This is a genomic window from Rhizobium sp. ZPR4, from assembly GCF_040215725.1.
In the GTDB taxonomy this organism is placed as follows: domain Bacteria; phylum Pseudomonadota; class Alphaproteobacteria; order Rhizobiales; family Rhizobiaceae; genus Rhizobium; species Rhizobium rhizogenes_D.
In genome coordinates, this window is record NZ_CP157967.1 from 1494524 (window position 1) to 1518593 (window position 24070).

At 58.0% G+C, this 24070-nt stretch carries 27 protein-coding genes; 15 read left to right on the forward strand and 12 right to left on the reverse strand.

What is annotated here, in order from left to right:
• Nucleotides 1-7 precede the first annotated feature (7 nt).
• The 6 genes from ABOK31_RS07380 to ABOK31_RS07405 form a co-directional block, all read right to left on the reverse strand.
• Nucleotides 8-847: a lysophospholipid acyltransferase family protein gene (locus ABOK31_RS07380; RefSeq protein ID WP_174175201.1), complete on the reverse strand. Its 840-nt coding sequence runs from the start codon at nucleotides 845-847 to the stop codon at nucleotides 8-10.
• 143 nt (nucleotides 848-990) lie between these two features.
• Nucleotides 991-2979, reverse strand: a complete 1989-nt coding sequence (thrS, locus tag ABOK31_RS07385) for a threonine--tRNA ligase (protein WP_349958302.1) — start codon at nucleotides 2977-2979, stop codon at nucleotides 991-993.
• A 132-nt stretch (nucleotides 2980-3111) separates the two neighbouring features.
• Nucleotides 3112-3753, reverse strand: coding sequence for a hypothetical protein (locus ABOK31_RS07390; protein WP_349958303.1), 642 nt, complete (start codon nucleotides 3751-3753; stop codon nucleotides 3112-3114).
• Between the two features lie 89 nt (nucleotides 3754-3842).
• Nucleotides 3843-4388, reverse strand: coding sequence for a DUF1697 domain-containing protein (locus tag ABOK31_RS07395; protein WP_349958304.1), 546 nt, complete (start codon nucleotides 4386-4388; stop codon nucleotides 3843-3845).
• A 4-nt stretch (nucleotides 4389-4392) separates the two neighbouring features.
• Nucleotides 4393-4815: a membrane protein insertion efficiency factor YidD gene (gene yidD / locus ABOK31_RS07400; RefSeq protein ID WP_113385913.1), complete on the reverse strand. Its 423-nt coding sequence runs from the start codon at nucleotides 4813-4815 to the stop codon at nucleotides 4393-4395.
• Between the two features lie 15 nt (nucleotides 4816-4830).
• Nucleotides 4831-5295 carry an iron-sulfur cluster assembly scaffold protein gene (locus ABOK31_RS07405; RefSeq protein ID WP_174175208.1) on the reverse strand — a complete coding sequence of 155 codons (465 nt, stop codon included), beginning with the start codon at nucleotides 5293-5295 and terminating at the stop codon, nucleotides 4831-4833.
• 403 nt (nucleotides 5296-5698) lie between these two features.
• On the opposite strand from ABOK31_RS07405, the gene folE reads away from it, so the two are divergent.
• From folE to ABOK31_RS07420, 3 genes are all read left to right on the forward strand, one after another.
• Nucleotides 5699-6310 (forward strand): GTP cyclohydrolase I FolE, encoded by a 612-nt coding sequence (gene folE, locus ABOK31_RS07410; protein WP_174175210.1) that lies wholly within the window; start codon nucleotides 5699-5701, stop codon nucleotides 6308-6310.
• Nucleotides 6311-6335: 25 nt separating this feature from the next.
• Complete coding sequence (gene hisI / locus ABOK31_RS07415; RefSeq protein WP_174175212.1) at nucleotides 6336-6785, forward strand: phosphoribosyl-AMP cyclohydrolase; 450 nt, start codon at nucleotides 6336-6338, stop codon at nucleotides 6783-6785.
• 107 nt (nucleotides 6786-6892) lie between these two features.
• Entirely contained in the window at nucleotides 6893-7852 is a 960-nt protein-coding gene (locus ABOK31_RS07420; RefSeq protein WP_349958305.1) for a patatin-like phospholipase family protein, read from the forward strand.
• Nucleotides 7853-8006: 154 nt separating this feature from the next.
• Here ABOK31_RS07420 and ABOK31_RS07425 read toward each other — a convergent pair whose 3' ends face one another.
• Nucleotides 8007-8441 (reverse strand): CBS domain-containing protein, encoded by a 435-nt coding sequence (locus ABOK31_RS07425; RefSeq protein WP_349958306.1) that lies wholly within the window; start codon nucleotides 8439-8441, stop codon nucleotides 8007-8009.
• Nucleotides 8442-8606: 165 nt separating this feature from the next.
• A complete protein-coding gene (locus tag ABOK31_RS07430) occupies nucleotides 8607-9377 on the reverse strand; it encodes a rhomboid family intramembrane serine protease (protein WP_349958307.1) in 771 nt (256 codons plus the stop codon).
• A 317-nt stretch (nucleotides 9378-9694) separates the two neighbouring features.
• Here ABOK31_RS07430 and ABOK31_RS07435 point away from each other — a divergent pair, with 317 nt between their 5' ends.
• The 7 genes from ABOK31_RS07435 to ABOK31_RS07465 all read left to right on the forward strand — a co-directional run bounded on the left by ABOK31_RS07435 (nucleotide 9695) and on the right by ABOK31_RS07465 (nucleotide 16221).
• Nucleotides 9695-10357 (forward strand): PAS domain-containing protein, encoded by a 663-nt coding sequence (locus ABOK31_RS07435; protein ID WP_349958308.1) that lies wholly within the window; start codon nucleotides 9695-9697, stop codon nucleotides 10355-10357.
• A gap of 83 nt (nucleotides 10358-10440) precedes the next feature.
• Entirely contained in the window at nucleotides 10441-11070 is a 630-nt protein-coding gene (locus tag ABOK31_RS07440; protein ID WP_349958309.1) for a PilZ domain-containing protein, read from the forward strand.
• Nucleotides 11071-11143: 73 nt separating this feature from the next.
• A complete protein-coding gene (pip, locus tag ABOK31_RS07445; protein WP_349958310.1) occupies nucleotides 11144-12106 on the forward strand; it encodes a prolyl aminopeptidase in 963 nt (320 codons plus the stop codon).
• Nucleotides 12107-12497: 391 nt separating this feature from the next.
• Nucleotides 12498-13103 carry a transglutaminase-like cysteine peptidase gene (locus ABOK31_RS07450; protein WP_174175224.1) on the forward strand — a complete coding sequence of 202 codons (606 nt, stop codon included), beginning with the start codon at nucleotides 12498-12500 and terminating at the stop codon, nucleotides 13101-13103.
• A gap of 335 nt (nucleotides 13104-13438) precedes the next feature.
• The gene (locus ABOK31_RS07455) at nucleotides 13439-14209 is read left to right on the forward strand and encodes a hypothetical protein (protein ID WP_349958311.1); all 771 of its coding nucleotides are present in this window, start codon (nucleotides 13439-13441) and stop codon (nucleotides 14207-14209) included.
• 117 nt (nucleotides 14210-14326) lie between these two features.
• On the forward strand, nucleotides 14327-15820 hold the full coding sequence (locus ABOK31_RS07460) for a D-alanyl-D-alanine carboxypeptidase (RefSeq protein ID WP_349958312.1): 1494 nt from the start codon (nucleotides 14327-14329) through the stop codon (nucleotides 15818-15820).
• 125 nt (nucleotides 15821-15945) lie between these two features.
• Complete coding sequence (locus tag ABOK31_RS07465; RefSeq protein WP_092715253.1) at nucleotides 15946-16221, forward strand: hypothetical protein; 276 nt, start codon at nucleotides 15946-15948, stop codon at nucleotides 16219-16221.
• 112 nt (nucleotides 16222-16333) lie between these two features.
• On the opposite strand, the gene ABOK31_RS07470 is transcribed toward ABOK31_RS07465, so the two are convergent.
• Nucleotides 16334-16768 carry a DUF1489 family protein gene (locus ABOK31_RS07470; protein ID WP_092715857.1) on the reverse strand — a complete coding sequence of 145 codons (435 nt, stop codon included), beginning with the start codon at nucleotides 16766-16768 and terminating at the stop codon, nucleotides 16334-16336.
• 110 nt (nucleotides 16769-16878) lie between these two features.
• Here ABOK31_RS07470 and ABOK31_RS07475 point away from each other — a divergent pair, with 110 nt between their 5' ends.
• Nucleotides 16879-17898 (forward strand): serine hydrolase, encoded by a 1020-nt coding sequence (locus ABOK31_RS07475; protein WP_349958313.1) that lies wholly within the window; start codon nucleotides 16879-16881, stop codon nucleotides 17896-17898.
• A gap of 36 nt (nucleotides 17899-17934) precedes the next feature.
• Here ABOK31_RS07475 and ABOK31_RS07480 read toward each other — a convergent pair whose 3' ends face one another.
• Nucleotides 17935-19344, reverse strand: coding sequence for an L-serine ammonia-lyase (locus ABOK31_RS07480; protein WP_174175230.1), 1410 nt, complete (start codon nucleotides 19342-19344; stop codon nucleotides 17935-17937).
• Between the two features lie 198 nt (nucleotides 19345-19542).
• On the opposite strand from ABOK31_RS07480, the gene ABOK31_RS07485 reads away from it, so the two are divergent.
• From ABOK31_RS07485 to ABOK31_RS07495, 3 genes are all read left to right on the forward strand, one after another.
• Nucleotides 19543-20235, forward strand: coding sequence for a DUF599 family protein (locus ABOK31_RS07485; RefSeq protein WP_349958314.1), 693 nt, complete (start codon nucleotides 19543-19545; stop codon nucleotides 20233-20235).
• A 61-nt stretch (nucleotides 20236-20296) separates the two neighbouring features.
• Entirely contained in the window at nucleotides 20297-21286 is a 990-nt protein-coding gene (locus ABOK31_RS07490) for a DUF1624 domain-containing protein (RefSeq protein WP_349958315.1), read from the forward strand.
• A 12-nt stretch (nucleotides 21287-21298) separates the two neighbouring features.
• Nucleotides 21299-21772 carry an isoprenylcysteine carboxylmethyltransferase family protein gene (locus ABOK31_RS07495; RefSeq protein ID WP_349958316.1) on the forward strand — a complete coding sequence of 158 codons (474 nt, stop codon included), beginning with the start codon at nucleotides 21299-21301 and terminating at the stop codon, nucleotides 21770-21772.
• 94 nt (nucleotides 21773-21866) lie between these two features.
• On the opposite strand, the gene ABOK31_RS07500 is transcribed toward ABOK31_RS07495, so the two are convergent.
• Nucleotides 21867-22256, reverse strand: coding sequence for a MerR family DNA-binding transcriptional regulator (locus ABOK31_RS07500; protein WP_069612249.1), 390 nt, complete (start codon nucleotides 22254-22256; stop codon nucleotides 21867-21869).
• 446 nt (nucleotides 22257-22702) lie between these two features.
• On the opposite strand from ABOK31_RS07500, the gene ABOK31_RS07505 reads away from it, so the two are divergent.
• Nucleotides 22703-23197: a peptide deformylase gene (locus ABOK31_RS07505; RefSeq protein ID WP_349958317.1), complete on the forward strand. Its 495-nt coding sequence runs from the start codon at nucleotides 22703-22705 to the stop codon at nucleotides 23195-23197.
• Nucleotides 23198-23257: 60 nt separating this feature from the next.
• On the opposite strand, the gene ABOK31_RS07510 is transcribed toward ABOK31_RS07505, so the two are convergent.
• The gene (locus ABOK31_RS07510; protein WP_174175239.1) at nucleotides 23258-23797 is read right to left on the reverse strand and encodes a hypothetical protein; all 540 of its coding nucleotides are present in this window, start codon (nucleotides 23795-23797) and stop codon (nucleotides 23258-23260) included.
• Nucleotides 23798-24070: the final 273 nt, after the last annotated feature.

The window sequence follows — 24070 nt, forward strand, 5'->3', positions numbered from 1 at the left end:
TTCCCGCTTAGCTGGCCTTGCGTCGCAGCATCCTTCTCGGCGGCGCCATCGAAAAGACCGCGCCATAAAGCTTCGTCAGCAGATCCTTGCGGTCGCTGCCTTCGCTGAGTGCTTCCCAGCTTCTCAGAGCGCCGACATGGGCGGTAATGGTACTGCCCGACAGGCGTCGGAACTCCCGGATCAGCAGCGAAATGCGCAGGGTCATCGAGATACGGCTGGCCAGATGGAACAACCGACCGTTCTGTCCTTCGAAATAGATGGGAATGACGCTTGCGCGTGCCGCCTGAATGAGTTTTGCCGGAAATATCTTCCAAGGAAGATCCTCGGCGCGTCCGAAACCCTTTTTGGCGGTTGCGACGCCGCCGGCGGGAAAGACGATGATGGTCGTGCCTTCCTTAAGCAGGCGAACGGCCTCATGCCGGGTCTTCATGTTGATCGCCATCGCTTCCTTGGTTTCCTCGAAAGAAACCGGCAGCGAATAATCGAGCATCTCGGGCACTTTCAACAATTCATTGTTGATCAGGACCTTGAACGGACGTCCCAATTGCTCGGCAAGCGCCAGCACCGCGATCCCGTCGCCGATACCATAGGGATGATTGGCGACGATAACGATCGGCGCCTCGGGGATCTGGTTCGGCGGCCACTCACCCTTGATGAGTAGGCGCACATCGATGAGGTCAAGCATCTTGCCGAAAACCCGCTCGCTCTTGCCGACAATATCGGTGCGCCAGATATCGTAGAGCCGGGCATAACGGTCTCGGCCGGAAAGGCCTTCGATGGAGCGGATGAACCAGCGCTTGATGCGCGTATCCCGCTCATTGGCGTAGGATAATTCTTTGAATTCCAAGTGCGCGACGGGGCTGCCCCGCTCCTATCGTTCAGTTGCGCCACATGTTGCAGCCACAGCAACGCGTTGATTCATCAACTATATGAAAGCTGTATGTCAGTTCTCTGACGGCACCCTGAAGGTGCCGCCAGATATGAGGACCGTCAAGCGGCCTTGACGCGTCTTGCTTCCCGCTTGCGCAGAACATCCGGCGGCGTTGCCTCGAGAGCAAGCGATGCGATCGCCTCGTCGAGTGACATCGACGTCTGCGACTGGCTGCCGAGGCGGCGGATGTTGACCGAACGCTCTTCGGCTTCCTTCTTGCCGCAGACGATGATCACCGGAACCTTCGTCACCGAATGCTCGCGGATCTTGTAGTTGATCTTCTCGTTGCGGAAGTCGGTCTCGACATCGAGGCCGGCATCGCGCAGGGCTTCGGCAACTTCTTCGCCGTAGGCGTCGGCTTCCGAGGTAATGGTTGCCACGACCACCTGCAACGGCGAGACCCACAGCGGCATATGGCCGGCGAAGTTCTCGATCAGGATGCCAAGGAAGCGCTCCATCGAACCGCAGATGGCGCGATGGATCATCACCGGCTGCGTCTTTTCGGAGTGCTGATCGATGTAGAAGGCGCCAAAGCGCTCCGGCAAGTTGAAGTCGACCTGCGTCGTGCCGCACTGCCATTCACGGCCGATGGCATCCTTCAGCGTATATTCGAACTTCGGCCCGTAGAACGCGCCCTCGCCCGGCAGGATGCCGGTCTTGATACGCCCTTCGGACTGCGCCTCGATCGTCTTCAGCACGTCCATCATCACGCTTTCGGCGCGATCCCAGAGCTCGTCCGAACCAACGCGCTTTTCCGGGCGGGTCGAGAGCTTGACGACGATCTCCTTGAATCCGAAGTCCTCATAGACAGACAGGATGAGATCGTTGATCTTCAGGCATTCGGCGGCCATCTGCTCGTCGGTGCAGAAGATGTGCGCATCGTCCTGCGTGAAGCCGCGCACGCGCATCAGGCCATGCAGCGCGCCCGAAGGTTCGTAGCGATGGACCGCACCGAATTCCGCAAGGCGGATCGGCAGTTCGCGGTAAGACTTCAAGCCATGCTTGAAGATCTGGATATGGCCCGGGCAGTTCATCGGCTTCAGTGCGAAGACGCGATCGTCATCGGTGTCGTCACCGGCGACCGTCACCTTGAACATGTTGTCGCGGTACCAGCCCCAGTGACCAGAAGTCTCCCAAAGCGACTTGTCGAGCACCTGCGGCGCGTTGACTTCCTGATAGTCGCCCTGCAGCCGCCGGCGCATATAGGACACCAGCGTCTGGAACATCCGCCAGCCCTTGCCGTGCCAGAAGACGACGCCGGGGCCTTCTTCCTGGAAATGGAACAGGTCCATTTCGCGGCCGAGACGGCGATGATCGCGCTTTTCGGCTTCGGCAAGAATGTGCAGATAGTTATCCAGATCCGCCTGCTCGGCAAACGCCGTGCCGTAGATGCGGGTCAGCATCGGATTGTTGCTGTCGCCACGCCAATAGGCACCGGCAACCTTCATCAGCTTGAAGGCATTGCCGATCTGGCCGGTCGAAGCCATGTGCGGACCACGGCAGAGGTCGAACCAGTCACCCTGGTAATAGATCTTCAGATCCTGACCTTCGGGGATCGCGTCGACCAGCTCCACCTTGTAGCGCTCGCCCTTGGAGGCAAAGACGTCCTTCGCCTTCTCGCGTGACCAGATTTCCTTGGTGAACGGCTTGTTGCGCTGAATGATCTCGCGCATCCGCTTCTCGATGACCGGAAGATCATCGGGCGTGAAGGGCTCGTTCTTGGCGAAGTCGTAATAGAAGCCGTTTTCGATGACCGGGCCGATCGTCACCTGCGTTCCCGGCCAAAGCTCCTGCACGGCTTCGGCGAGAACGTGCGCGGTGTCGTGGCGGATCAGTTCCAGCGCCCGGTCGTCCGAGCGGGTAATGATCTCGATCTTGCCGTCGGTCACCGGATCGGAAAGGTCGCGCACGGTGCCGTCGATAGCAATGGCGACAGCCTTCTTGGCCAGCGACTTGGAAATGGATTCGGCGACATCGCGACCGGTCGTGCCGGCAGCGAAGCTGCGCACGGAATCGTCGGGAAATGTCAGGGAAACGGATTGGGACATCGATATTCTCCTTGTCCAGTCCCGCCAACGAATGCGGGTGGTTTGGTGGAAATGGTCAAACATCCGCATCTTGCGGACAATTGACCGCGTGCCTGATAAAGGCTTTTCAAGCTTTAGTAAAGGAAAGTGCGCTTAGGGACCGTAGAAATCGAGCGAGCCTTTGTTTGTCGCGGAAGGTGATTTGGGGATCGGTTTTGGAAAAAAATATAGAATAAGGCTGAGGATCCAGGAAAAAAGCAGCCAATAATAAAAGTATATTCTAAGGAGGCTTTTGATAATTACGGCGTCGATGGAATCATTCGGGTGGAAGCCAAACGAAGCGTGCAAGCCGTGATAATTGTCGAACTTATCCAACCACATGAAAAATATAGCGAAACCTATCAATAGAGCTGGAAAGATCACGGGCAATTTCTTGATTCTAAAGCTTCTCAACTCCTTGCCAGTCCAGGCAAAAAGAATGATGAAACCCACAAGCAACGTTAGACTGGTGATCGATCTGACGCCAAAGAAGGTGCATTGATCCTTCTCTGAATAGTGTAAATTCGGCATTTGCAGCAAAGCGGTAGCATTTGGCGGCCAAATGTCACGCAAAAGCGAATTATCGCGGAAATAACACGCAGTCGATTGTAATTCATAGTGGAACAACATCCAAGCCGCGATGGTGACAAGAAGCGAGACACCCCAGACAGACATGAGCAATTGGCCGCGTTTATTCGCAGCCGCTATTTTTGCCTGCAACTCCGGTTTGGGAGTTCCTGATATATTTTCATTCAATGCATTTCCGCCCCATGTCTGTTGCCATGATTGCGTTTGAATACCGCCGCTAGATCGGCATGACAGTAGAGCCACACCTCGATGCCGTTTTAAATATTGTTTTTTTCGTCGCGGCTAATCATTTGAGCGATTCCGCGCACCGTGTTCCAGTTTCGCATCGTTCCGACGCCAAGCCTCTTCGTTGTCAGGGCCGGCAGCATTTTTGTCTCGCTGGCCTTGAGACCGAAGTCGATCCAGAGATCGCCGCCGACAACGGCCATGCGCTCGTCCCGGCGGTATTTCGCAAGCCTATCCAGCACTTCGGGCTCGAGCGGCCGCCGCATCACCCGGACGATGACCTCGCTGCCGATCCCGTCGAGAAAGGGATTGCCGTCGGCAAGTCTTAGCCATGTATCGGCATCGCGGGCGATGATATCGACATGCTTGCCGAAAGCTGCCGCAAAACCCGCTTCGAGCTGTATCTCGATCGACGCAATCGGCTGTGGCTCGGCTTCAAAAACAAGATTGCCGGTCGCAACGAGTGTACGGGCATTGCGAAAGCCCAAACTCTCCGCCATCGCCTTGAGATCGGCCATAACAACCCTGCAGCCTGGGCCGAGAACGATGCTGTGGAGCAGCGCGATATAAACCGCCATACGGTCAGGCAGCCTTTTGCCCGAGACGAAAATAGCGCCAGGGCGTCCACCAGTGATAACGGCGCTCCAGCTCGCCGGGCACCGGATCGAGCCCGCTCGTACCACCTGGCCCGCAGCGCGCGACGCGGAAGAGCGTCATCCAGCCGCCAGCCCAAAGCCCGTGGCGGGCAACCGCTTCATAGCCATATTCCGAGCAGGTCGGGATATGGCGGCAGGAATTACCGATGAATCCGGAAAGCGTCAGTTGATAGAGGCGAATGAGGCCCATGCCGAAGAGCCGGTCCGGAGTTTTGCGAAAGGGGCCGGAATAATTGCGCGATTTGACCAGCTTGTCGCCGGATGGTGACGCATGACGTCGTGCGGACCTCGGAGGAGCGGCACCACCCTCATCTTCATCGTCGTCCTGCATAAGACAGAATTGGCACATCGCACGAAGCCTCGGTCAAACAGCTTCTGCAGTCTTGGCGATGCCGCCCGCCCGCGCCGCCTCGACCTGCCCGATCGCATCGACAACGGCATCGAATGTCAGCATGGTAGAAGCATGACGGGCTTTGTAGTCCCTGACCGGCTTCAGATAGCGCATGTCCTCGAAACGGCCGTCCGGCCCCTCGCCATCCGCCTTGAGCATGGCGAGCATGTCTTCGCGGGCCTTGCGCACTTCATCTGCCGAAGCGCCGACGACATGAAGCGCCATGATCGAGGATGAGGCCTGGCCGAGCGCACAGGCCTTGACGTCCTGGGCAAAATCGGTCACCACATCGCCGTCCATTTTCAGCCAGATTTTTACGCGAGAACCACACAGTCTGGAATGGGCCTGGGCACTGGCATCGGCGTCAGGAAGACTGCCGATGCGGCCGATATTGCCGGCAAACTCTAGAATTTTGCTGTTGTAGATGTCGTCCATCACAGATTTTGCTCCGATGCACCCGCTAGAGTATGATGCCGAAAAGTGTAGGCGGTTTTCGGACGACATCATGCTCTATTTATTTGATCTAGAGCGGATTCAGATTTTAGGTCGAGCAGACCTAAAATCTGAATCCGCTCTAGTGTTTCGTAACAAAAAACACAGCGTGTCCGTTTAGGACACTTTCACAGGGACAATGCCATACTATATGTATGTCGTTCGAAGACCATCGAAATGCAATGGTCTTCTGTAAGTTTGATGGGAAACCGTGCAGGACGGCAGGCTTGTCCGCCAGCCAGAACGCCCCGGAGCCCGCCAAAGGTACAAAATCTCCGTACCTCGGGGAATGCCAGTGGCGAGTCCGACAAGATGATATCCGCGCAGCGGATCAGGAGAACCACAGGTAATGGACGCCATTGTAAAGAACTTTCCGCAAGTCACTGATTCCGAACGCCCGTCGCAGCAGGAAGCTGAAGACGCAGTCCGCGTTCTCCTTCGCTGGGCCGGCGATGATCCGCGTCGCGAAGGCCTGCTCGATACGCCCGCGCGCGTCGCCAAGGCCTACCGCGAGCTCTTCGGCGGCTACGAACTGAATCCCGAGGATGTGCTCGGCCGCACTTTCGAAGAAGTCTCCGGCTACGATGACATCGTCCTTGAGCGTGATGTTCCATTCTACTCGCATTGCGAACATCATATGGTGCCGATCATCGGTAAGGCGCATGTCGCCTATCTGCCGAGCGGTCGTGTTCTTGGCCTGTCGAAAATCGCTCGCGTCGTCGATATTTTTGCGCGCCGCCTGCAGACGCAGGAAGCCATGACGGCCCAGATCGCCAATGCGATTGACGAGTCGCTGCGTCCGCGCGGCGTTGCGGTGATGATCGACGCCGAACATATGTGCATGTCCATGCGTGGTATAAAGAAGCAGGGCTCCTCGACGCTGACGATGACCTTTACGGGTGCCTTCAAGGCCGATCCGGCTGAACAGGCCCGTTTCATGTCTTTGGTCCGGGGTCGCTGACCGGGCTTTAACGAAAGAGCCGGAAATGAACCTGATTTTCAATGCTCCCTCCGAAGATAAATCCGAGTTGGAGGATGCAGGCGATTTCACGCCCCGTTTCGACGATCGCGGCCTGATCACCGCGATCGTGACGGATGCGCATGACGGCGAGCTGCTGATGGTCGCGCATATGAACGCCGAGGCGCTCGCCCTGACGATCAAGACCGGCACGGCGCACTATTTCAGCCGCTCGCGCGGGAAAATCTGGAAAAAGGGCGAAACCTCCGGAAACCTTCAGACAGTGAAGGAAATCCGAACGGATTGCGATCAGGATGCAATCTGGCTGAAAGTGGAGGTCGCCGGACATGATGCGACGTGTCATACTGGACGCCGTTCCTGCTTCTACCGAACGGTTGAGCTCGAAGATGGGAAGCCGGTGCTGAGCGTGGTCGACGATCACCTGCATTTCAATCCGGAAGACGTCTACAAGCAGTAGACCTATCGGTGATGGTGTTTCAACAAGCCACAACCAGTATACGATTTGGAAACGAAAAAGGGACAGTATTTTAGCCGAGGCACACGGAGCCTCGGAGGAGGCGTAAAATGCTGAATTGGGGGTTGAATCGTCATATCGGCGGACAGAGCTCGACCGGTTCAGGCCTCACGCAGGATACGTCTACCCCGCTTCTCCCTCCGGCCCCTCCCAAAAAAGTGAAGATTGCCTTGGCGCTCGGCGGTGGTGCTGCGCGCGGCTGGGCGCATATCGGTGTTTTGCGCGCGCTCGATGAAGCCGGCATCGCAGTCGGCATGATTGCCGGCACGTCGATCGGCGCCCTCGTCGGTGGCTGCTATCTCGCGGGCAAGCTGGACGAACTCGAGGCCTTCGCGCGTTCGCTGACCATGCGACGCATCGCCAGCCTGCTCGATCTCACCATCGGTGGAAGCGGACTGTTCGGCGGCATGCGGCTCACCAAGCGCATGCAGGAGCATCTGGAAGGATTTTCCATCGAAGATCTCGACCGCCCCTTCGTCGCCGTCGCGTCGGAGTTGAATACGGGCCATGAAGTCTGGATTGCCAACGGCTCCCTCATCACAGCGCTGCGGGCATCATATGCCCTGCCCGGCATTTTCGAGCCGGTGCGCTCCAACGGCCGTACGCTGGTCGATGGCGCCCTGGTCAATCCGGTGCCGGTTTCGGTCTGTCGGACTTATGAACAGCCGTTGGTCGTCGCGGTAAACCTGCACTATGATCTCTATGGCCGGTCCGCGGTAATCAAACACAATGTCGGCCCGCCAAACGGTGATCTGCTGCGCCGCGAAGATGCGCCCGCCATGAAACTCGGCATGACCGGTGTCATGGTACAGGCCTTCAACATAATACAGGACAGAATTGCGCGTGCGCGCCTTGCCGGCGACCCGCCCGATCTGGCGCTGCATCCGCGCCTCAGCGATATCGGCCTTTCGGAGTTTCACCGTGCTGGCGAAGCAATAGAGCGCGGCTACGAAGAGGCATCGGCAAGATTGACCGAAATCCGGCGCATGCAGGAAGCCTACGCGCGTTAAACTGTGAAAAAAACGTCGGTCACGCAGACCTTTCCGCCGATGACAGAAAAGGCTCCGAGAACGCCGCACAATCGGTGCTTTACGTTGAGTTCAGGGCGTTGGTTGCTGCAATCGACCCGCCGGGTCGATTGCTTCGACGGTGCCCTACAGCTCCTTACCCGGCGATATAGGCCTTGATCTGCTCGGCCTCGAGTTCGATCTCACGGATGCGCCATTTGACGACGTCGCCGATGGAGATGATGCCGGAAAGCTTGCCCTTCTCCTCGACGGGGACGTGACGGAAGCGGCGCATCGTCATCAACTCCATCAATTCGTCGGTCGTCGTATCTTCCTTACAGCGGTGGACCTTGGCCGTCATCATCGATGCGATCGGCTTATCGAGGCATTCCTGCCCATGCTTGGCAACTGCATTGACGACATCCCGTTCGGTGAAGATGCCGGAAATCTTGCCGCCCGGTCCGACCACCACGATGGCACCGATGCGATTCTCGTTGAGAATCTTCGCGGCCTCTCCAACGGTCGTATTACCGCCCGTCGTCACGACGTCGCGGCCCTTGGCTTCAAGTATGGCCTTTACGGAAACTGACATTCGATCCTCCCATCTCGAAAGCATGATGAACACCTGAAGCGTCCGATATGTTCCGAAATTACCCCCGGAGCTCAAACCGGCGCCTTGCCCGTCGGTCGGTCGATCTCCTCATCCCACGATCGACGGATAGCAATGGTGCTCCTGTGTCAGTAAGAAAGCAACAGCTCATTCATCGAGTGGTAAAGCTTCCTGAGCTTCCACGGGCGGCTGCCGGTCGAAGGGTGCAAAAAGCAGGAATCCGAACAGGAAACCACCGATATGAGCATCCCATGCCACCGGCTGCGAGCTGTCGCCGGCAAGGTTGATGCCGAAGGCGACGAGTGCATTACCGGCAACCCACATGACGATATAGGCGACGACGGTGCGGCTTCGAAGCGACTCTAAAATGCTAAGGCGCGGGTTGAGATGCGCCTGCCGCATGGAGGTCCTGCGACCGTCCATAGCTGGAAAGGCAAAGCGGCACGCCGCCCCCATCAGCGCCGAGACGACGCCGGACGCCCCGATCAGAAGCGTCTGGTCTCCCCAATAGAGCGCTGCGTGCAGGAAGGCGGAGGCGGCGGATGAGAAAATCCAGAAAATCACATAACGCAGGGCACCGATGCGTCGCGCCACGGGCGCGGCAAAGACCATCAGCCAAAGGCTGTTGAAGACGATATGCTCGATCCCGCCATGCAGCAGCGAATAGGTGACAGGCGTCCACAGCCATTCCAGCCCCTGCTGCGACAAGGGAAAGGCATAGCGGGCCGGAATGAAGCTGAAGGCGAAATAAATCCAGTTCAGCGTATCGTCCGACCACCATGGCAGGTTCATGACCGCGAAGATGACGATCAGGACAGCAATGCTCGCCAGAATGGCAGGAGGCAGATTGAAGGCCGGCGCGTACTGCTGCGGCCGCGGATTTTCCGGCTCTGGGCGCGGCAGCTGTTCATCGTCCATGTCTTGCTCGGCTTATCGATAAAGGTCATCGACACATAGCGCAGCAAAAATCAAAAAAAAAGCCGCCCGCAGTATGGGGCGGCGTACCGGGATGTTCCTTTCCGGATTGGACCTCGATGGCCCGTCCGGCACCCGGGAAATTCGTGCTGAAGGTCACTTGGTGAAGTGATGAACAAACTCTTACGCCGACCAGCCTGCATAGCAACTGAAACTCCTTGTTAACCCTAATGGCCCGGTTCTGGCATGGAATTCGCAAGGTTGGAGTCGAAGGCAATGAATGCCTTTGTATTTGAAGTGAAATGGGACACGGACGCATTATGCGCCAGAAGACGAGCATCGATATATTTACCTATTGGGAGCACATACGCGGCAACGCGGATGCCCCCTTGCGCAATTTGATACAGCCATCGGCGATCGGCCATATTCTTCCCGAGCTGTTCATTCTGGAGAACACGGCGGACGACAATCCCCGCTTTCGTCTGGCCGGTACGGCGATCTGCAACCTCATGGGACGCGAGATTCGTGGCGAGGATTTCGCGGCGCTCTGGGCTGGCAGCCAGCAGGACGATCCGGTGCGTATTGCCGCCGGCGTGATGAGGCATGTTGTTCCTGCATCGATCCATGCGACCGGTTATTGCATCAGCGGCCGCAGCATGACCTTCGAGATGATGTTGCTGCCGGTTCGCACATCGAGCGATACTTGCGACAGACTGCTTGGCTGCCTGACGCCCACCGTTTACCCGACATGGCTCGGCAACGAACGTCTGGAATTTCTGGCGCTGGATCGCAGCCGCCTGCTTCGCGACCGCCCTGCCCGGCTCGTGGAGACGCCGCCCCATCCCGATCCGACGGATCTTCTACCGCATCAGGGAAACACAAGCCTGGGCGAATGGATGCGCCGAAAGTTAATTCAAGCAAAAAATGGGCGCGAGAGAGCCGGAATTGACCCAGCTCGGAACAAAATCGACGATCATCTCTAAGTCATGCCTCGGGAAAGACAACCTTACCTTAAGGAGTTGCGGCTAATAGTTGGAAGAGACGCAATAGGGTTCAAGACGCTTCCATGCACTCATTCCAGCCGGCCCATGCGACGCGGCCCAACCAAATGACAGGCAATGCTGTTCGCAATGATCAGCGGACCTTTCAACGGGTTCCGATCAATATGCAGGGCCGCCTGATGCTGGCTAATTACGAGGAATTCGAGTGCCTGGTCACCGAGATGTCACCGGGTGACCTTCATGTCACCTGCCTGGGACGTCCGCGTGCCGACGAGCGCGTTATCGCCTACATCGATCACCTTGGCCGCGTCGAGGGCAATGTCGTTGCCGTGGATGGTCGCGGTTTCACCATGTCGATCAACGCGACCGAGCGGAAACGCGAAAAGCTCGCCGCGCAATTGACCTGGCTTGCCAACAAGCACGAACTCGGCCTGCCGGAGGATCGCCGCCATGATCGTCTGACGCCGCGCAACACCAGCAGTGAGCTCACGCTCGACGACGGTACGCAATATGTCTGCCGCATCATGGACCTCTCGCTCTCGGGCGCAGCGGTCGATGTCGAGATACGCCCCACGATCGGGATGCCGGTGCGCCTCGGCAATATGCGTGGCCGCGTCGTCCGCCATTTCATGGAAGGTGTGGCGATTGAATTCCTTTCGCTGCAGTCTCGTGAGACCTTGCGCGAATTTCTCTGATATTGTCATTCTCCTGTCACGCGGCATCGCGAAATAGCGACGCCTGTCTTCCTCCACAATGCGTGACGGCACAATGCTCTACCCGGACACAACTCCTTTTTCCGAGGGTCTGCTTGAGGTCGGTGACGGCCACAGGATTTACTGGATGCAATCGGGCAATCCGGAAGGGGTGACTGTCCTTATCCTTCACGGCGGTCCTGGCTCCGGCAGTTCAGCCAGAACGCGGCGCTATTTTGACCCGCGATATTATCGGATCATTCAATTCGACCAGCGTGGCTGCGGCGATAGTCTTCCGCATGCGTCGGAACCGGTGATCGATCTCTCGGCCAACACGACATGGCACACGATTGCCGATATCGAGCAATTGCGGTTGCGCCTCGGCGTGGAACGCTGGATCGTGTTCGGCAATTCCTGGGGTTGCACGCTTGCGCTCGCCTATGCCGAAACCCATCCCCAACGAGTGAAAAGCTTGCTCCTCGTTGGCATCACCATGACGAGACAATCGGAAATCGATTGGCTTTACAAAGGTCTCGCCCGCTTCTTTCCAGAGGAATGGGCGCGCTTTCGCGCTGCCGCGCCCGAAGAGGATCGCGATGGCGATCTGGTGACCGCCTATTATCACCTGCTGCGCGACCCCGATCCTGCAATCTATGTGAAGGCTGCCAGGGATTGGCACGAATGGGAAGCTGCTTCGATCCTGGTCGACCCGCGCGAGACCCTGCCGTCTCGCTGGTCCGATCCGCGTTATCTGACGGCACGGGCGCGGATCATCACCCACTATTTCCACCATCTGGCCTGGCTCGAGGAGCGGCAGATCCTGCGCGACATCCATCGGCTCGCCGGCATCCCTTGCACAATGATCCAGGGCCGCATGGATCTCGAGGCGCCGCTTGTCACGGCCTGGGAACTGTCGCAAGCATGGCCGGAGGCGGAACTGGTGGTCGTTGCGAACGCAGCCCACTCACCGGCGGTCGCGGAGATGGCTGCGGCGATCATCCGCGCAACCGACGGGCTTCGCAGCGATAGCCAGCAATAAAATCAAAAATATTTTTTGAGCCGGCTTTCTCAAAATGGGACAGGTTTAGGCTCTTGCGGGTATTTCCGGCACTTGGCAGGCCTATCGCTACGCGCGCGCTGTATCAGTACAACACGTTTGCAGCTCAGATCGGTGCTCGGACGTTAACGATTCTCGTTGTTGAAAAGCGTTCTGAAACAGCCGGATATCAAACTCTCGCGTCGCTGCATTCCATACTGAAATTCCTCAAATTTTAATCGAATTTGCCGCGAACTTGAATCAAGTTTTCTGCGTGTTTTATGAGAATTTTCGCCAGATTTGATTCAACTAAGCCCTTAATTTGACTGTGCAATTTTGCGTCAGGTAAAATCACGCGTGTCATTCTGATCCCAATAAGAACAGGGACAGGGACATGAACTTTCAAATCGTACTTCGCGGCTTTGCCGCTCTGGCGCTTTCCACTCTTGGCTTCTTCGGCCTTGCTCAGGCAGCACCCGCCAACATGACGATCACCGGCGACGCCGCCCCTCCGATCGGTCACTATGAGTTCTGCAAGGAAAACCCGCGTGAATGCGCCTATTCCGGCGGTGACGCAGGCCCGATGATCCTTAACCAGGATAGCTGGAAGACGATCCTGCAGATCAACTACACGGTCAACACGACCATCAAGCCGATGACGGATATGGAACTTTACGGCGTCGAAGAGAAGTGGGCGATCCCGACCACCGCTGGCGACTGCGAAGATTTTGCGCTCCTGAAGCGCAAGCAACTCATCGATGCCGGCTTCTCGCCTTCCGATCTGCTCATGACCGTCGTGCTGCAGCCGAACGGCGAAGGTCATGCCGTGCTGACGGTTCGCACGGATCGTGGCGATTTCATTCTCGATAACATGCGCAACAAGGTGAAGCTCTGGTCTGAGACCGAATATACCTTCCTCAAGCGCCAGTCCGCCGATCACCCGGCTCGCTGGGTCAAGATCCAGGACGGTCGCGCCGTCGCGGTCGGCAGCTTGAAATAAGCGCTCTTCACACAGGATCATCGGCGACCTAGCGTCGATGGTCAAAGTCAGAGGCCCGGTCTCGTCCCCTGATTTCTGTCCAGGCCGGTGCCTCTGAGCCGTTCCCACTGTCCCGGGGAACGGCTCTTTTTCGTTTGTGGGCCGGCCTCAAGGCATGCGCTGAAAATATCCCGAGAATTTAACTGTGCCATTAGCATGGCTTGCGACGTATATTTAACCGTCGGTTAACTATCGTGGCGCCAATCATCATTCCAACGAGACTCAAAAAAGTCAGATGCCGCGAGGCTTTGCCATCGATGATGGCGACCGGAGCGGAAAGAAATGAAGGCAAGAGTATGGCTCCTCCTCTGTCATCCGCCGCAATGATCGAAGAAAGACCGCTGATATCGAGCGGCTTTGTCTATCGACTCACGGCTGGTGTTGCTGTTCTGGCAGCCTTGACCGTCGCCATATCCGTTGGTGGACACTGGCTTGGTGAGAAAATTTCGCTTGCAGGCCATACGACCGATACCAAGCCCATTTCTGTCACGATCGGCGACGACATGATGCGTCTGGCTGCAAATACCATCCGCTTTCCGAGCGAGCGTTCGGACGGTACGGCAGAGCGTGTCGATCTCTACCTGACCTGGCCGCAGATGCAGGGGTATAGCGAAGCCGATCGCATGCGCTTCGACGATATCTCGCAATCGTCCTCGCTGATCTTCCTGCAAATCAGCCAGAGCACAATGTCCCATGACATGTCCGGCCGACTCGGTCCGATCTATTCGCAGCTGATGGACGGGGCCGCCTATGCCGGTCCCCATGGCCTCACGGCGCATCGGCTGCGTGCGGATGCCGGCTATAACGATGAAATCCTTTTGACGGCGGCGCGGCCTGGCGAGACCGATTACGTCGTGCGCTGCCTCCTGCCCTCTTCGCCCGCGATGGCAACCAGCGGCGACTGTCAAAGGGACATCAAGGTCGGTAAGGATTTGAGCGTTCTCTACCGCTTTTCCAGCAATCAGCTGGGTGATTGGCGTGCGATGGATGCAGCCGTCCAGAACTTCGTCAATATCCACCTTGTGGATAATGCCGCGCCTGCGGCAACAGCCGTCGGCGGCCGCTAAAATGGCGCAGAAACCTGAAACCAACTGTTCATCATAAACCGATTGGTAACGCTAAGCCTCTATTGTTGAACGGAATGGCCGTTCATGGAGGCGGCGGCCGGACAATCGAGAATGTACATGCAAGCAGAGAGTGATTTAGTGTCCAGATCCATTCTTTCCGTTTCGTCGTCTCAAACCGGTAAGATTCTGGCGAGAGCGCTTCTTGGTTTTTCGATCGCAACAGCGACGGTCGCGGTGACTGTCATTGACGCGAGCGCGGCCGGTCCGAAGTATGCCGGCATCGTCATCGACGCCAATACCGGCAACGTTCTCTACAGTGAAAACGCCGACACGCTGCACTATCCAGCCTCGCTGACCAAGATGATGACGGTCTATCTGACCTTCGAAGCGCTTGAGGCCGGACGCATCACCCTCGATACCCCGGTGGTATTTTCGAGGAATGCCGCCGCTCAGGCGCCGACCAAGCTCGGCATTGGCGCCGGTCGCTCCGTGACTGTTCGCGAGGCGATCCTCGGCATCGTCACCAAGTCTGCCAATGATGCTGCAATGGCGCTTGGCGAAATGCTTGGCGGTTCGGAAGAAGGCTTCGCCCGCATGATGAACGACAAGGCGCGGGCGCTCGGCATGACGCGCACGACCTATCGTAACCCGAACGGCCTGCCGAACACCGCGCAGATGACGACGGCTCGCGACCAGGCCCGCCTTGGCATCGCCTTGCGCGAGCATTTCCCAGAATATTACGGTTTCTTCTCCGAAACGAGCTTCCGGCTCGGCAACCGCACGATCCTCGGCCACAATCGCCTGGTCGGCTCGGTGCGCGGCGTCGACGGTATCAAGACCGGTTACACGCGCGCCGCCGGCTACAATCTCGCCACCTCCGTCAAGGTCGATGGTCGCTCCATCGTAGGCGTCGTCCTTGGTGGCGCTTCAACACCGGCTCGCGACAATCAGATGCGTAAGCTGATCGCCGATTATCTGCCCGCGGCATCGACGAAGCACATCGCTTCCAATGTGATCGCGCAGGTCCCGGCTGCGACGCCCAATGTGCAGGCAGCCAGCGCACGTATGGCGGATATCAACCGCGCAAAGATCAAGAATGACGGGACGACCGAAGTCGCCGATTCCAGCCCATCCAGCGCAGCGGCTTTTGCGGCGGTGACGTCGCAGTCGAGCAATCCGTTGCTCGCCACAAAGCCCGTCCAGCGCCCCGCCTATGATGAGACAGCCTCCGCCGGATCTTCAGACGATGCCGATGAGGATGAAGTCGATACCGTAACGACCGCATCGACCTCCAAGAGCGATACGAAACTCGTCAAGCTGCAGCGGGCCGAGAAATCCGAAAAGGTCGCAAAGGCTGAAAAAGCCGAGCGCGGGCCGACTGGCTGGGTCGTTCAGATCGGCATTTCCTCCAGTAAGGATGGCGCGACCGACCTGCTTGATACGGCAAAGAACAAGGGGGGCAAGGCCTTGCGTTCGGCCAAGCCCTATGCGGTCGCCTTTGATGGCGGCTACCGCGCCCGTTTCGGCGGGTTCGAGGATCAGAACGAAGCCCTCAATGCCTGTAAGGCGCTCAAGCGCGCCGGCGTGAAGTGCTGGGCGAGCATGGAATAGAATGTGGCCGGTGTTTTCGCGCCGCATAATGTGAAGATTGGTCGGGCCTTCTGTTGCGCCCGGTCCTCCGGTTCCGAATGTCAAACGGGCCGGCCCTGAGTTTGTAACGTGTACGGGGTTTTGAAATGGCAATGAACGAGAACTTTCCCGGTTTCTCGCTCGACGGCGGGGGCAAGATGAAACAGAAGGGCTTTGCTCTTCATCCGCTGCATGAGGCGGCGATGCGGCTGGCGGACCTCGGTCTCAGCCGCTCGCGTTCGCGCAACAAGACGAAAGACCTGATCGGCATCCTGCTTTGCCACGGCGCCCGCGCCTGGCGTTATTCGCAGCCGGAAGCGCATATTCATCTGCATATCACCGCCCCGACCGGTCGCGCGCCGATCATGATGCGGCTGCGTTGAAGCAAACTCGGGAGAACTGCGCAGCAGTTTTCCTTCGAGAATTGCGTGAAAACAATAGGATAGAGCGGCTCAAAAGCTTGTTGAAAAGCTAAACTGTTTTAAACAGCCGCTCTTAAAGCAAACCAAGTTCGGAAAGCTCCCGCCGCAGATCGGCGGGCAATTCGGCTGCCGCGCCAAGACTGTCGAGATCGCGCGGCACATCGTCCTGCGGCAGGTAACGCCAGCCCTGAAACGGCCGCTTCGGCTGCCCTGTCGTCTCGACAACGCTCGGGTCGAGAATAAGACGGCAACGCTGAATGCCGTCTGCGTCGGTGAAGGTCTCGATGCCAAGCAATTTCTGCCGCGCCTGCACCTGTCCCTTGATCACCCAATAGAGCGAGCCGCCATCCAAAAGCTCATCTACCCGTTTCGGCACCATGCGCGTCGTGTGGGTCGTATGCGGCTCAAGCCCGGCGGCGATGGCGTTCATCGCCCGCTCGGAAACCCATTCGCGCAGATCATCCAGCGAATCCGCGCCCACGCACAATTTGATGAGATGCAAAGCCATAGTGTCGTTGAAATCCTTTTGGCCGGCAGCGTCAAGCTTTTCGCTACCGACATCCACAGAGTGGGTAACATCCCCTGGCGGCGCAAAAGGTGATTCTCTCGGAGACGATTATGGGCAGCGCATCGGATTACCCATCAAACGAGTGGACGGTAGCGGATGATCCCGGCCAATTCGGCTGGTCCAGCACCGCTCTCGCGAATGCTTACCGCTATGCGCAATCGATCGGATCGTCCGCGATCATGATCGTGCAAGACGGCTTGATTGTGAGTTCATGGGGTAAGATTGCCGATGTGACCGGCATCGCCTCGATGCGCAAAAGCCTGCTGAGCGCATTGATCGGCATGCACGAGGTCGAGGGTACCATCGATCTGGCAACGACTCTCGCTGAACTGGATATCGATGATTGCGAACTGGCGCTGACGCCGAAAGAGAAGCTGGCGACAGTCGCTGATCTTCTGATGTCGAGATCGGGCATCTATCACGCCGCTGTCGATCAGGACCCGGCCCTCCTGCCTCCCCGCGGCGCCCATGCCCCCGGAGAGCAATGGTTCTACAACAATTGGAGCTTCAATGTTCTGGGGGTTATCCTTCAGCAATTGAGCGGCGTTCCGATTGCCCGGGATTTCTCCAATCGCATCGCGATCCCGCTTCAGATGCAGGATTTTCAGCCGGAACACTTCCGTTTCAAGACGATACCTCAATCGGTCCATCCTGCTAACAAGATCAGAATGTCCGCGCGTGATCTGGCACGCCTGGGCGTCCTCCTCGTGAATGGCGGCCGATGGCGCGATGCCCAGATCATTCCGGCGGAATGGATCGGCAGAAGCACCGTGCCTTACACAGATCTCGGGCGCGGCGCGGGTTTCGGCTATAGCTGGTGGATTGGACGATACGCATTGCAGCCGCCAACGGCGTCTGGTGGCGACGTCGTCAAAGACAAGCCATTCTATTGGGCATCCGGCATGGGGAACCAATATCTCATGGTGTTTCCTGATATAGCGACAGTCTTGGTTCACAGGGTATGCGACACCAACAATGGGCCGAGCAGTGCTCAAATCGAGCAACTACAAACCATGCTCCTGGGAGGCCGCGTGGCCGGCATCCCCATCACGACCCCAATAAGCAAATGATCTTCGCGTAACGCAGCGCTCTAACCCTGGACCGCATCAGCATTCCACGACATTGACGGCGAGGCCGCCCGTCGAGGTTTCCTTGTATTTCTCGCTCATATCGTAGCCGGTCTGGCGCATAGTCTCGATGCAGGCGTCGAGCGGCACGAAATGCCGGCCGTCTCCCTTGATCGCAAGCGAAGCGGCGGTAACCGCCTTGACCGCGCCAAGCGCATTGCGCTCGATGCAGGGCACCTGCACGAGGCCGGCGATCGGATCGCAGGTCATGCCGAGATGGTGCTCCAGCGCGATTTCGGCTGCATTCTCGATCTGCTCCGGCGTAGCGCCCATGACCGCTGCAAGTCCCGCAGCCGCCATTGCGGCCGCCGAACCCACCTCGCCCTGACAGCCGACTTCAGCGCCGGAGATCGACGCGTTGTGCTTGATGATGCCGCCGACTGCCGCCGCCGTCAGAAGATAGTTGCGGATGCCGTCCTGATCCCAGTCTTCGTGGAAATGCTGATAATAGCGGATCGTAGCCGGGATGACGCCGGCGGCGCCATTGGTCGGAGCCGTTACAACACGTCCACCGGCCGCATTCTCTTCGTTGACGGCCATGGCGTAGACGCTCAGCCAGTCGTTGGCGAGCAACGGATTGATGCGGTTGCTGCGCCACTCCTCCTGCAGCTTGTCATGGATGGCGCGCGCGCGGCGGCGCACCTTCAGACCGCCCGGCATGATACCGTCAACCTTGAGGCCGCGATCGATGCAGCTGCTCATGGCAGCCCATATGCGGTCGAGGCCGGCATCAAGTTCCTCGGCGCTCATATGCGTCTCTTCATTGGCACGCTTCATCTGCGCAATCGAGAGACCGGAACGCTCGGACATTTCGAGCATCTGCTTGGCGCTAGCAAAGGGGAATGGAACGCGCTCGCCCGCCGCTGCCGGCTTCTTCCGGTCGGCCTTCATCTGCTCCAGTTCCGTATCGGTGACGACGAAGCCGCCGCCGACGGAGTAATAGATCCGCTTCACGAGCAGGCGATCGTCCTTGTCGAAAGCCGAGAAGCTCATGCCGTTGGCATGACCGGGCAACGGCACCTTCTTGTCGAAGATAAGATCGGTCTTCGGCTGGAACTGATAGCCCGGATGACCTGGTGGCGTGATGCGCCCGCTGCGCTCGACCTCGTCGATAATGGCATCCATATGGTCCGGATCGACGCTGTCGGGTCTCTCGCCCATCAGGCCGAGAATAACCGCTCTGCCCGTGCCGTGGCCGATGCCCGTATGGGCGAGCGAGCCATGCAGGCTGACCTTGATCGACTCGACATGCACGTTCGAAGACGGGCGCGGCCATTCGTTCGAAACCACAAGGTCGAGGAAGCGATTCGCGGCCGACATCGGCCCCATCGTATGCGAGCTGGATGGTCCCACACCGATCTTGAACACGTCGAAAACTGAAAGAAACATGGACCTTTGGTGCCTCCAGGCAAATCGATTTCCGGCAACGCTACGCTATCGGGGCAAGCTTGCACGGCGATTGGCCGACATCGGATTTCATGGCAGCGACATTACATATAGGCATTCGGGGAAGCAAACAGAAGGCCATTGCGTGCGGCACGCGCTGAGCTACAGTCCACATTGGATTGATCTGGAGAACCTCCTTTTATGACGACTGCCGACTATGTCGCCCTCGCCCTCTTTATCTTTCTCTGGATTGCGCTGAACTGGATCGTCAGCAGCGCCAGCTTTTTCAATCGTACCAGCCTGACGCTGGCGATGAACGAGCGTCGGCGAGAATGGATCTACAACTCGCTTCGCCGCGACCTGAAGATGATCGACACACAGATCCTCTCAGGCCTGCAGAACGGCACCGGCTTCTTCGCCTCCACCTCGATCTTCGCCATCGGCAGCTGCTTTGCGTTGCTCGGCGCCACCGACAAGATCAATGCTTTCTTCTCCGACATGCCTTTTATCTTCAATGGCGGCCGGGCAGCCTTCGAAATCAAGGTGGCGGGGCTTGCTTGTCTCTTCGGCTATGCCTTCTTCAAATTCGGCTGGGCCTACCGTCTGTTCAACTACTGCACCATTCTCTTCGGCTCATTGCCGATGCTGGAAGATGCCATTCGTGATCCCGTGCGCGCCGAACGTGCCGCCGAGCGGGTCATCCGCATGAACATCATCGCAGCCAGGAATTTCAACTCCGGCCTGCGAGCCATCTTCCTGTCGATTGGTTACCTCGGCTGGTTTCTGAGCCCCTACGTTTTCATGGTCACGACCATGTTCATCATCATCGTGCTGGTCCGCCGGCAGTTTTTTTCCGATGCCCGTCTGGCCATTATGGATAGCGATGTGCCATGACATGCTCGCGCCGCCTCAAGCGACGCTCGTGATTTGAGTTCATGCCTGGAAGGACCCGCCAATGGTCGCTATCGCCGAGAGTGCCGATGCACCGCAAAAGACGCCCCGCATCGGCATTCTGGATACGGCGCGCGGCGTCGCGCTCTTGGCCATGGCAAGCTATCACTGCACCTGGGATTTCGAATTCTTCGGCTATCTCGATTCCGGCACCGCAGAAACCGGCTGGCTGAAGCTTTACGCCCGCGTCATAGCCAGCACCTTCCTGTTTCTGGCAGGCTTCAGCCTCGTACTGGCCAATACACCGGAGATTCGCTGGCGCTCCTACGGGCGACGACTGGGCATGATCGTCGCCGCTGCCGCTGCCATCTCCCTCGTCACCTTCATCGGCATGCGCGACGAATGGATATTCTTCGGCATCCTGCACAGCATCGCGGCGGCGAGCCTCATCGGGCTCCTGTTCCTGCGCCTGCCGGCATTCGCCACGCTTCTGATCGCGGCATTGCTGGCGGTCGGCATCGTGGTCGACAATATCGTTGCGCCGCTGTCGCTGCATTCGACGTTTTTCGACGCGCCATGGCTGTGGTGGGTCGGGCTTTCGGAAAACATCCAGCGCTCGAACGATTATGTTCCGTTGTTCCCATGGCTGACGCCATTCCTCTTCGGTCTCGGTATTGCGCAGCTAGCGACGTCTCTCGGCTGGCTGAAGCACCTGGCCAAGTTCGGCCCTGGCAGCAACCTCATTGCCCGCGCGGGCCGCCACAGCCTGATCTTCTATCTGGTCCACCAGCCGGTGCTGTTCGGTCTCGTCTATCTTCTGTCGCTGGTCGCTCCGGCTCCGCCGCAAGATCCGACGGTCGGCTATATCAGGCAATGCGTGGCGTCATGCACACGTTCGGGCAGCGAAGCCATGTGCCGCAGCTTCTGCCAGTGTACGCTCGACAAATTGCAGGCCCAGGATCTTTTCAAACCCTTGGAATCCGGAGCGATTAAAGCAGATAGCGATGAACGTGTAAGCCGAATCGCGATACAATGCACGGATGAAGCGCAATGACAGGGTTATTCCATGAATGCCTATCGTTCGAAGTCGCTGAGTTTTCCGTGGCCGCCGCTGCTCTATAGCCTTGCCGTCATCGCAGCGTTGTCTCTACAACGATGGTATCCGTTGCCTTTGCCCTTCGTCTGGGCGCTTTTTGCATGGGTTGTCGGCGCACTGTTGACCGCCTTTGCGGTGACACTCAACGTCTGGGCCGTCAAAACGCTGCTGGAGCGCCGCACGACCGTTCTGACACAGCGCTGTACGGCGCATCTGGTAACTACCGGCCCCTTTCGCTTCACTCGCAACCCGACCTATCTCGGCTACACGTTGCTGACCGCGGGCCTCGGCCTGCTGATCGGCAACCTCTGGTTCCTGGCGATGGCGGCCGTGGCCGCCACCTTGACGACCTTGCTCGTTATCCGTTGCGAGGAGATGCATCTCCTCTCGCGATTCGGCTGCGAATTCGAATTTTACTGCAGGCGCACCCGCCGCTGGCTATGAAATCGAAAGGATTGAGGGGCGCTGAAGGAATCGTTCCGGCCATCTTGGGGGAACTATGGCTGAGAAATTATCTGCTTAGCCGTGATTGAGATCTTCACGTCCCGACGCCGATTTCGGCGAGGCGGCCGAGACAGGCTTCCTCGACATTATCGAGTTCGCTCAGCGTATCGTCGATATCCTTGCGCTTCTGACGCAGTTCGTCGCGCTTCTCATCGACGCGCTTCATCAGCAGTTTCAGCTGGCCGATTTCACCCGGAGGTTCTTTATAGACCTGAATGATCTCGCGAATCTCGGCGATGGTGAAGCCGATGCGACGGCCGCGCAGGATTTCCATGATCAGACGCCGATCGGCCGGACGGAACAGGCGCGTGCGGCCTCTGCGCTCAGGGTGGATGAGACCCTCGTCCTCATAGAACCTCAAGGTCCGGGTCGAAACCCCGAATTCCCGAGTGAGCTCCGTTATGCTATAGTATCCGTCGACCAAGAATCCGCCCCTATCTGCTGCCCATGATAATATTGACTTTTACGTAATAGTCAATTTTCATGGGTTCTAGTCAGCTCCGAACCCGCCAGCGCAGCGCAAAACTATAGGCTCGCAAGGCCTAAGGGGCGAAATTTCCAGTAAATTCGATAGTAATGGTCACAAAGATAGGCGACGGCCCCAGCGACTCAATCCACGAATCGATGTGACAGACGTACGGAATGCTAAAATGCGGCGGTCGCACCCTCAATCATGGCAAACGCCATTCGGCTGGAAGGCCTCTGGCTTGCCCGACATCCCTAACTGACTTTCCTTGAAATCGATATAAAAACAATTGGATAATGGAGAAGACTCATCGGGAAGCGCAGCCATCAAGACGATAGCATCTCCGCCATCTTCGCTTATCCTGACCGCCTTCTACCTATGTCCTCCATCCGATAGAGAGTGCTGTGCCCGCCCGCCCCATCATCCGCTTTCCTGATCCGCTACTACGAACCGCCTGCACCACCGTCACAGCCTTCGACGACGATCTACGAGCGCTCGTCAACGATCTGCTGGACGCGATGCGGGCCGCGCCCGGCGTCGGCATCACCGGCCCGCATATCGGCGTCCTCAAGCGGGTCGTCGTGATCGAACTCGGCCGCGAGGATGGCGTACGAACCTATATCAATCCGGAAATCCTATGGTCGTCGCCGGAGACCATGCGGCATATGGAGGGCAGCGTCTCCATGCCCGGAGCGACGGAGGAGATCGTCAGGCCGAAATCAATCCGGTTTCGCTATCAGGATGTCGCCGGCGAGACACATGAAGCGGAGGCGCACGACTTTCTGGCCATCTGCATCCAGCACGAGATCGACCAGCTGGATGGCATTTTCTGGCTCCAGCGGCTTTCCAAGCTCAAGCGCGACCGGCTTGTCAAAAAATGGGAGAAGATGCGGGATTGAAATCCGCAAAAGAAAACGGGCGCCCGAAAGCGCCCGTTCTGTCACTGCTAAACTCGGCAATCAGCCCTTGAGCTTGGTGTTGCAGAGGCTGTAGTAGCCGCCGCCCTTCTGGATCCACTTCAGACCGCCGAGTGCATTCTTGGCCTTTGCGGCATTGTATGCATCGACGCAAGTGTGGAAGCGGCCCTTGCCGGGTGTCTCGCTGGCATACTTGGCGTCGACCTTTGCCGGGAAGGTTACGCCTGCCGGAGCAGCCGTCGTCGGCTTTGCCGGCTCTGCTGCCGGCGGCTTGGTGGCGTCGGGCTCGCTGGCATCGACCTTGGCTGCCGCAGTCGTCTTCGCCGTCTTGGGAGGCGTCGTAGCCGCTGGTGCGGTGGCTGCGGGAGCGGTGGTCGTCGTAGTGGCGCTGGCATCGGCGCTGCACTGCGTTGCGCGGAAGTCATTCCACTTCTGGCCGTTCAACGTACCAGCGGTTTTGGCAGCCTGGTATTTGGCGCTGCACTCTTTCATGGTTAGCGCAGAAGCCGAAGAAGCGAGGCCCATCGAGCCCACAACTGTAAGAGACGCAAGAGACATCAACAGGATGGCACGACTTGTCATTGGCATATCCTCCGCTCTATGACGAATGTCGAAACTATTAATCGTATCGTCCATATCGATTGTCAATCGACGCGCGATCTGGGGGCGACGGAAGACACCATATGCGGACGAACATGAACGCAAACTGTACAAAAATAGCCATTAAAAAGAGTGGCTTGGCCGGACTGACAATCTTTGATGGCGATTCGCCGGCGAGTTGAGCTCAGCCGGAGGTAGAAAAAGGTCACGGCCCCGATCTGGCACATTGGCAGGCTTGATTCTGCTATTCGCAGG

Coding starts and splice junctions, on each gene's coding strand:
- thrS (WP_349958302.1), bottom strand. CDS start 2,979: ATGTCCCAATCCGTTTCCCTGACATTTCCCGACGATTCCGTGCGCAGC.
- ABOK31_RS07395 (WP_349958304.1), bottom strand. CDS start 4,388: ATGGCGGTTTATATCGCGCTGCTCCACAGCATCGTTCTCGGCCCAGGC.
- yidD (WP_113385913.1), bottom strand. CDS start 4,815: ATGTGCCAATTCTGTCTTATGCAGGACGACGATGAAGATGAGGGTGGT.
- folE (WP_174175210.1), top strand. CDS start 5,699: ATGGACGCCATTGTAAAGAACTTTCCGCAAGTCACTGATTCCGAACGC.
- hisI (WP_174175212.1), top strand. CDS start 6,336: ATGAACCTGATTTTCAATGCTCCCTCCGAAGATAAATCCGAGTTGGAG.
- ABOK31_RS07420 (WP_349958305.1), top strand. CDS start 6,893: ATGCTGAATTGGGGGTTGAATCGTCATATCGGCGGACAGAGCTCGACC.
- ABOK31_RS07425 (WP_349958306.1), bottom strand. CDS start 8,441: ATGTCAGTTTCCGTAAAGGCCATACTTGAAGCCAAGGGCCGCGACGTC.
- ABOK31_RS07430 (WP_349958307.1), bottom strand. CDS start 9,377: ATGGACGATGAACAGCTGCCGCGCCCAGAGCCGGAAAATCCGCGGCCG.
- ABOK31_RS07435 (WP_349958308.1), top strand. CDS start 9,695: ATGCGCCAGAAGACGAGCATCGATATATTTACCTATTGGGAGCACATA.
- ABOK31_RS07440 (WP_349958309.1), top strand. CDS start 10,441: ATGCACTCATTCCAGCCGGCCCATGCGACGCGGCCCAACCAAATGACA.
- pip (WP_349958310.1), top strand. CDS start 11,144: ATGCTCTACCCGGACACAACTCCTTTTTCCGAGGGTCTGCTTGAGGTC.
- ABOK31_RS07450 (WP_174175224.1), top strand. CDS start 12,498: ATGAACTTTCAAATCGTACTTCGCGGCTTTGCCGCTCTGGCGCTTTCC.
- ABOK31_RS07455 (WP_349958311.1), top strand. CDS start 13,439: ATGGCTCCTCCTCTGTCATCCGCCGCAATGATCGAAGAAAGACCGCTG.
- ABOK31_RS07460 (WP_349958312.1), top strand. CDS start 14,327: ATGCAAGCAGAGAGTGATTTAGTGTCCAGATCCATTCTTTCCGTTTCG.
- ABOK31_RS07465 (WP_092715253.1), top strand. CDS start 15,946: ATGGCAATGAACGAGAACTTTCCCGGTTTCTCGCTCGACGGCGGGGGC.
- ABOK31_RS07470 (WP_092715857.1), bottom strand. CDS start 16,768: ATGGCTTTGCATCTCATCAAATTGTGCGTGGGCGCGGATTCGCTGGAT.
- ABOK31_RS07475 (WP_349958313.1), top strand. CDS start 16,879: ATGGGCAGCGCATCGGATTACCCATCAAACGAGTGGACGGTAGCGGAT.
- ABOK31_RS07480 (WP_174175230.1), bottom strand. CDS start 19,344: ATGTTTCTTTCAGTTTTCGACGTGTTCAAGATCGGTGTGGGACCATCC.
- ABOK31_RS07485 (WP_349958314.1), top strand. CDS start 19,543: ATGACGACTGCCGACTATGTCGCCCTCGCCCTCTTTATCTTTCTCTGG.
- ABOK31_RS07490 (WP_349958315.1), top strand. CDS start 20,297: ATGGTCGCTATCGCCGAGAGTGCCGATGCACCGCAAAAGACGCCCCGC.
- ABOK31_RS07495 (WP_349958316.1), top strand. CDS start 21,299: ATGAATGCCTATCGTTCGAAGTCGCTGAGTTTTCCGTGGCCGCCGCTG.
- ABOK31_RS07510 (WP_174175239.1), bottom strand. CDS start 23,797: ATGACAAGTCGTGCCATCCTGTTGATGTCTCTTGCGTCTCTTACAGTT.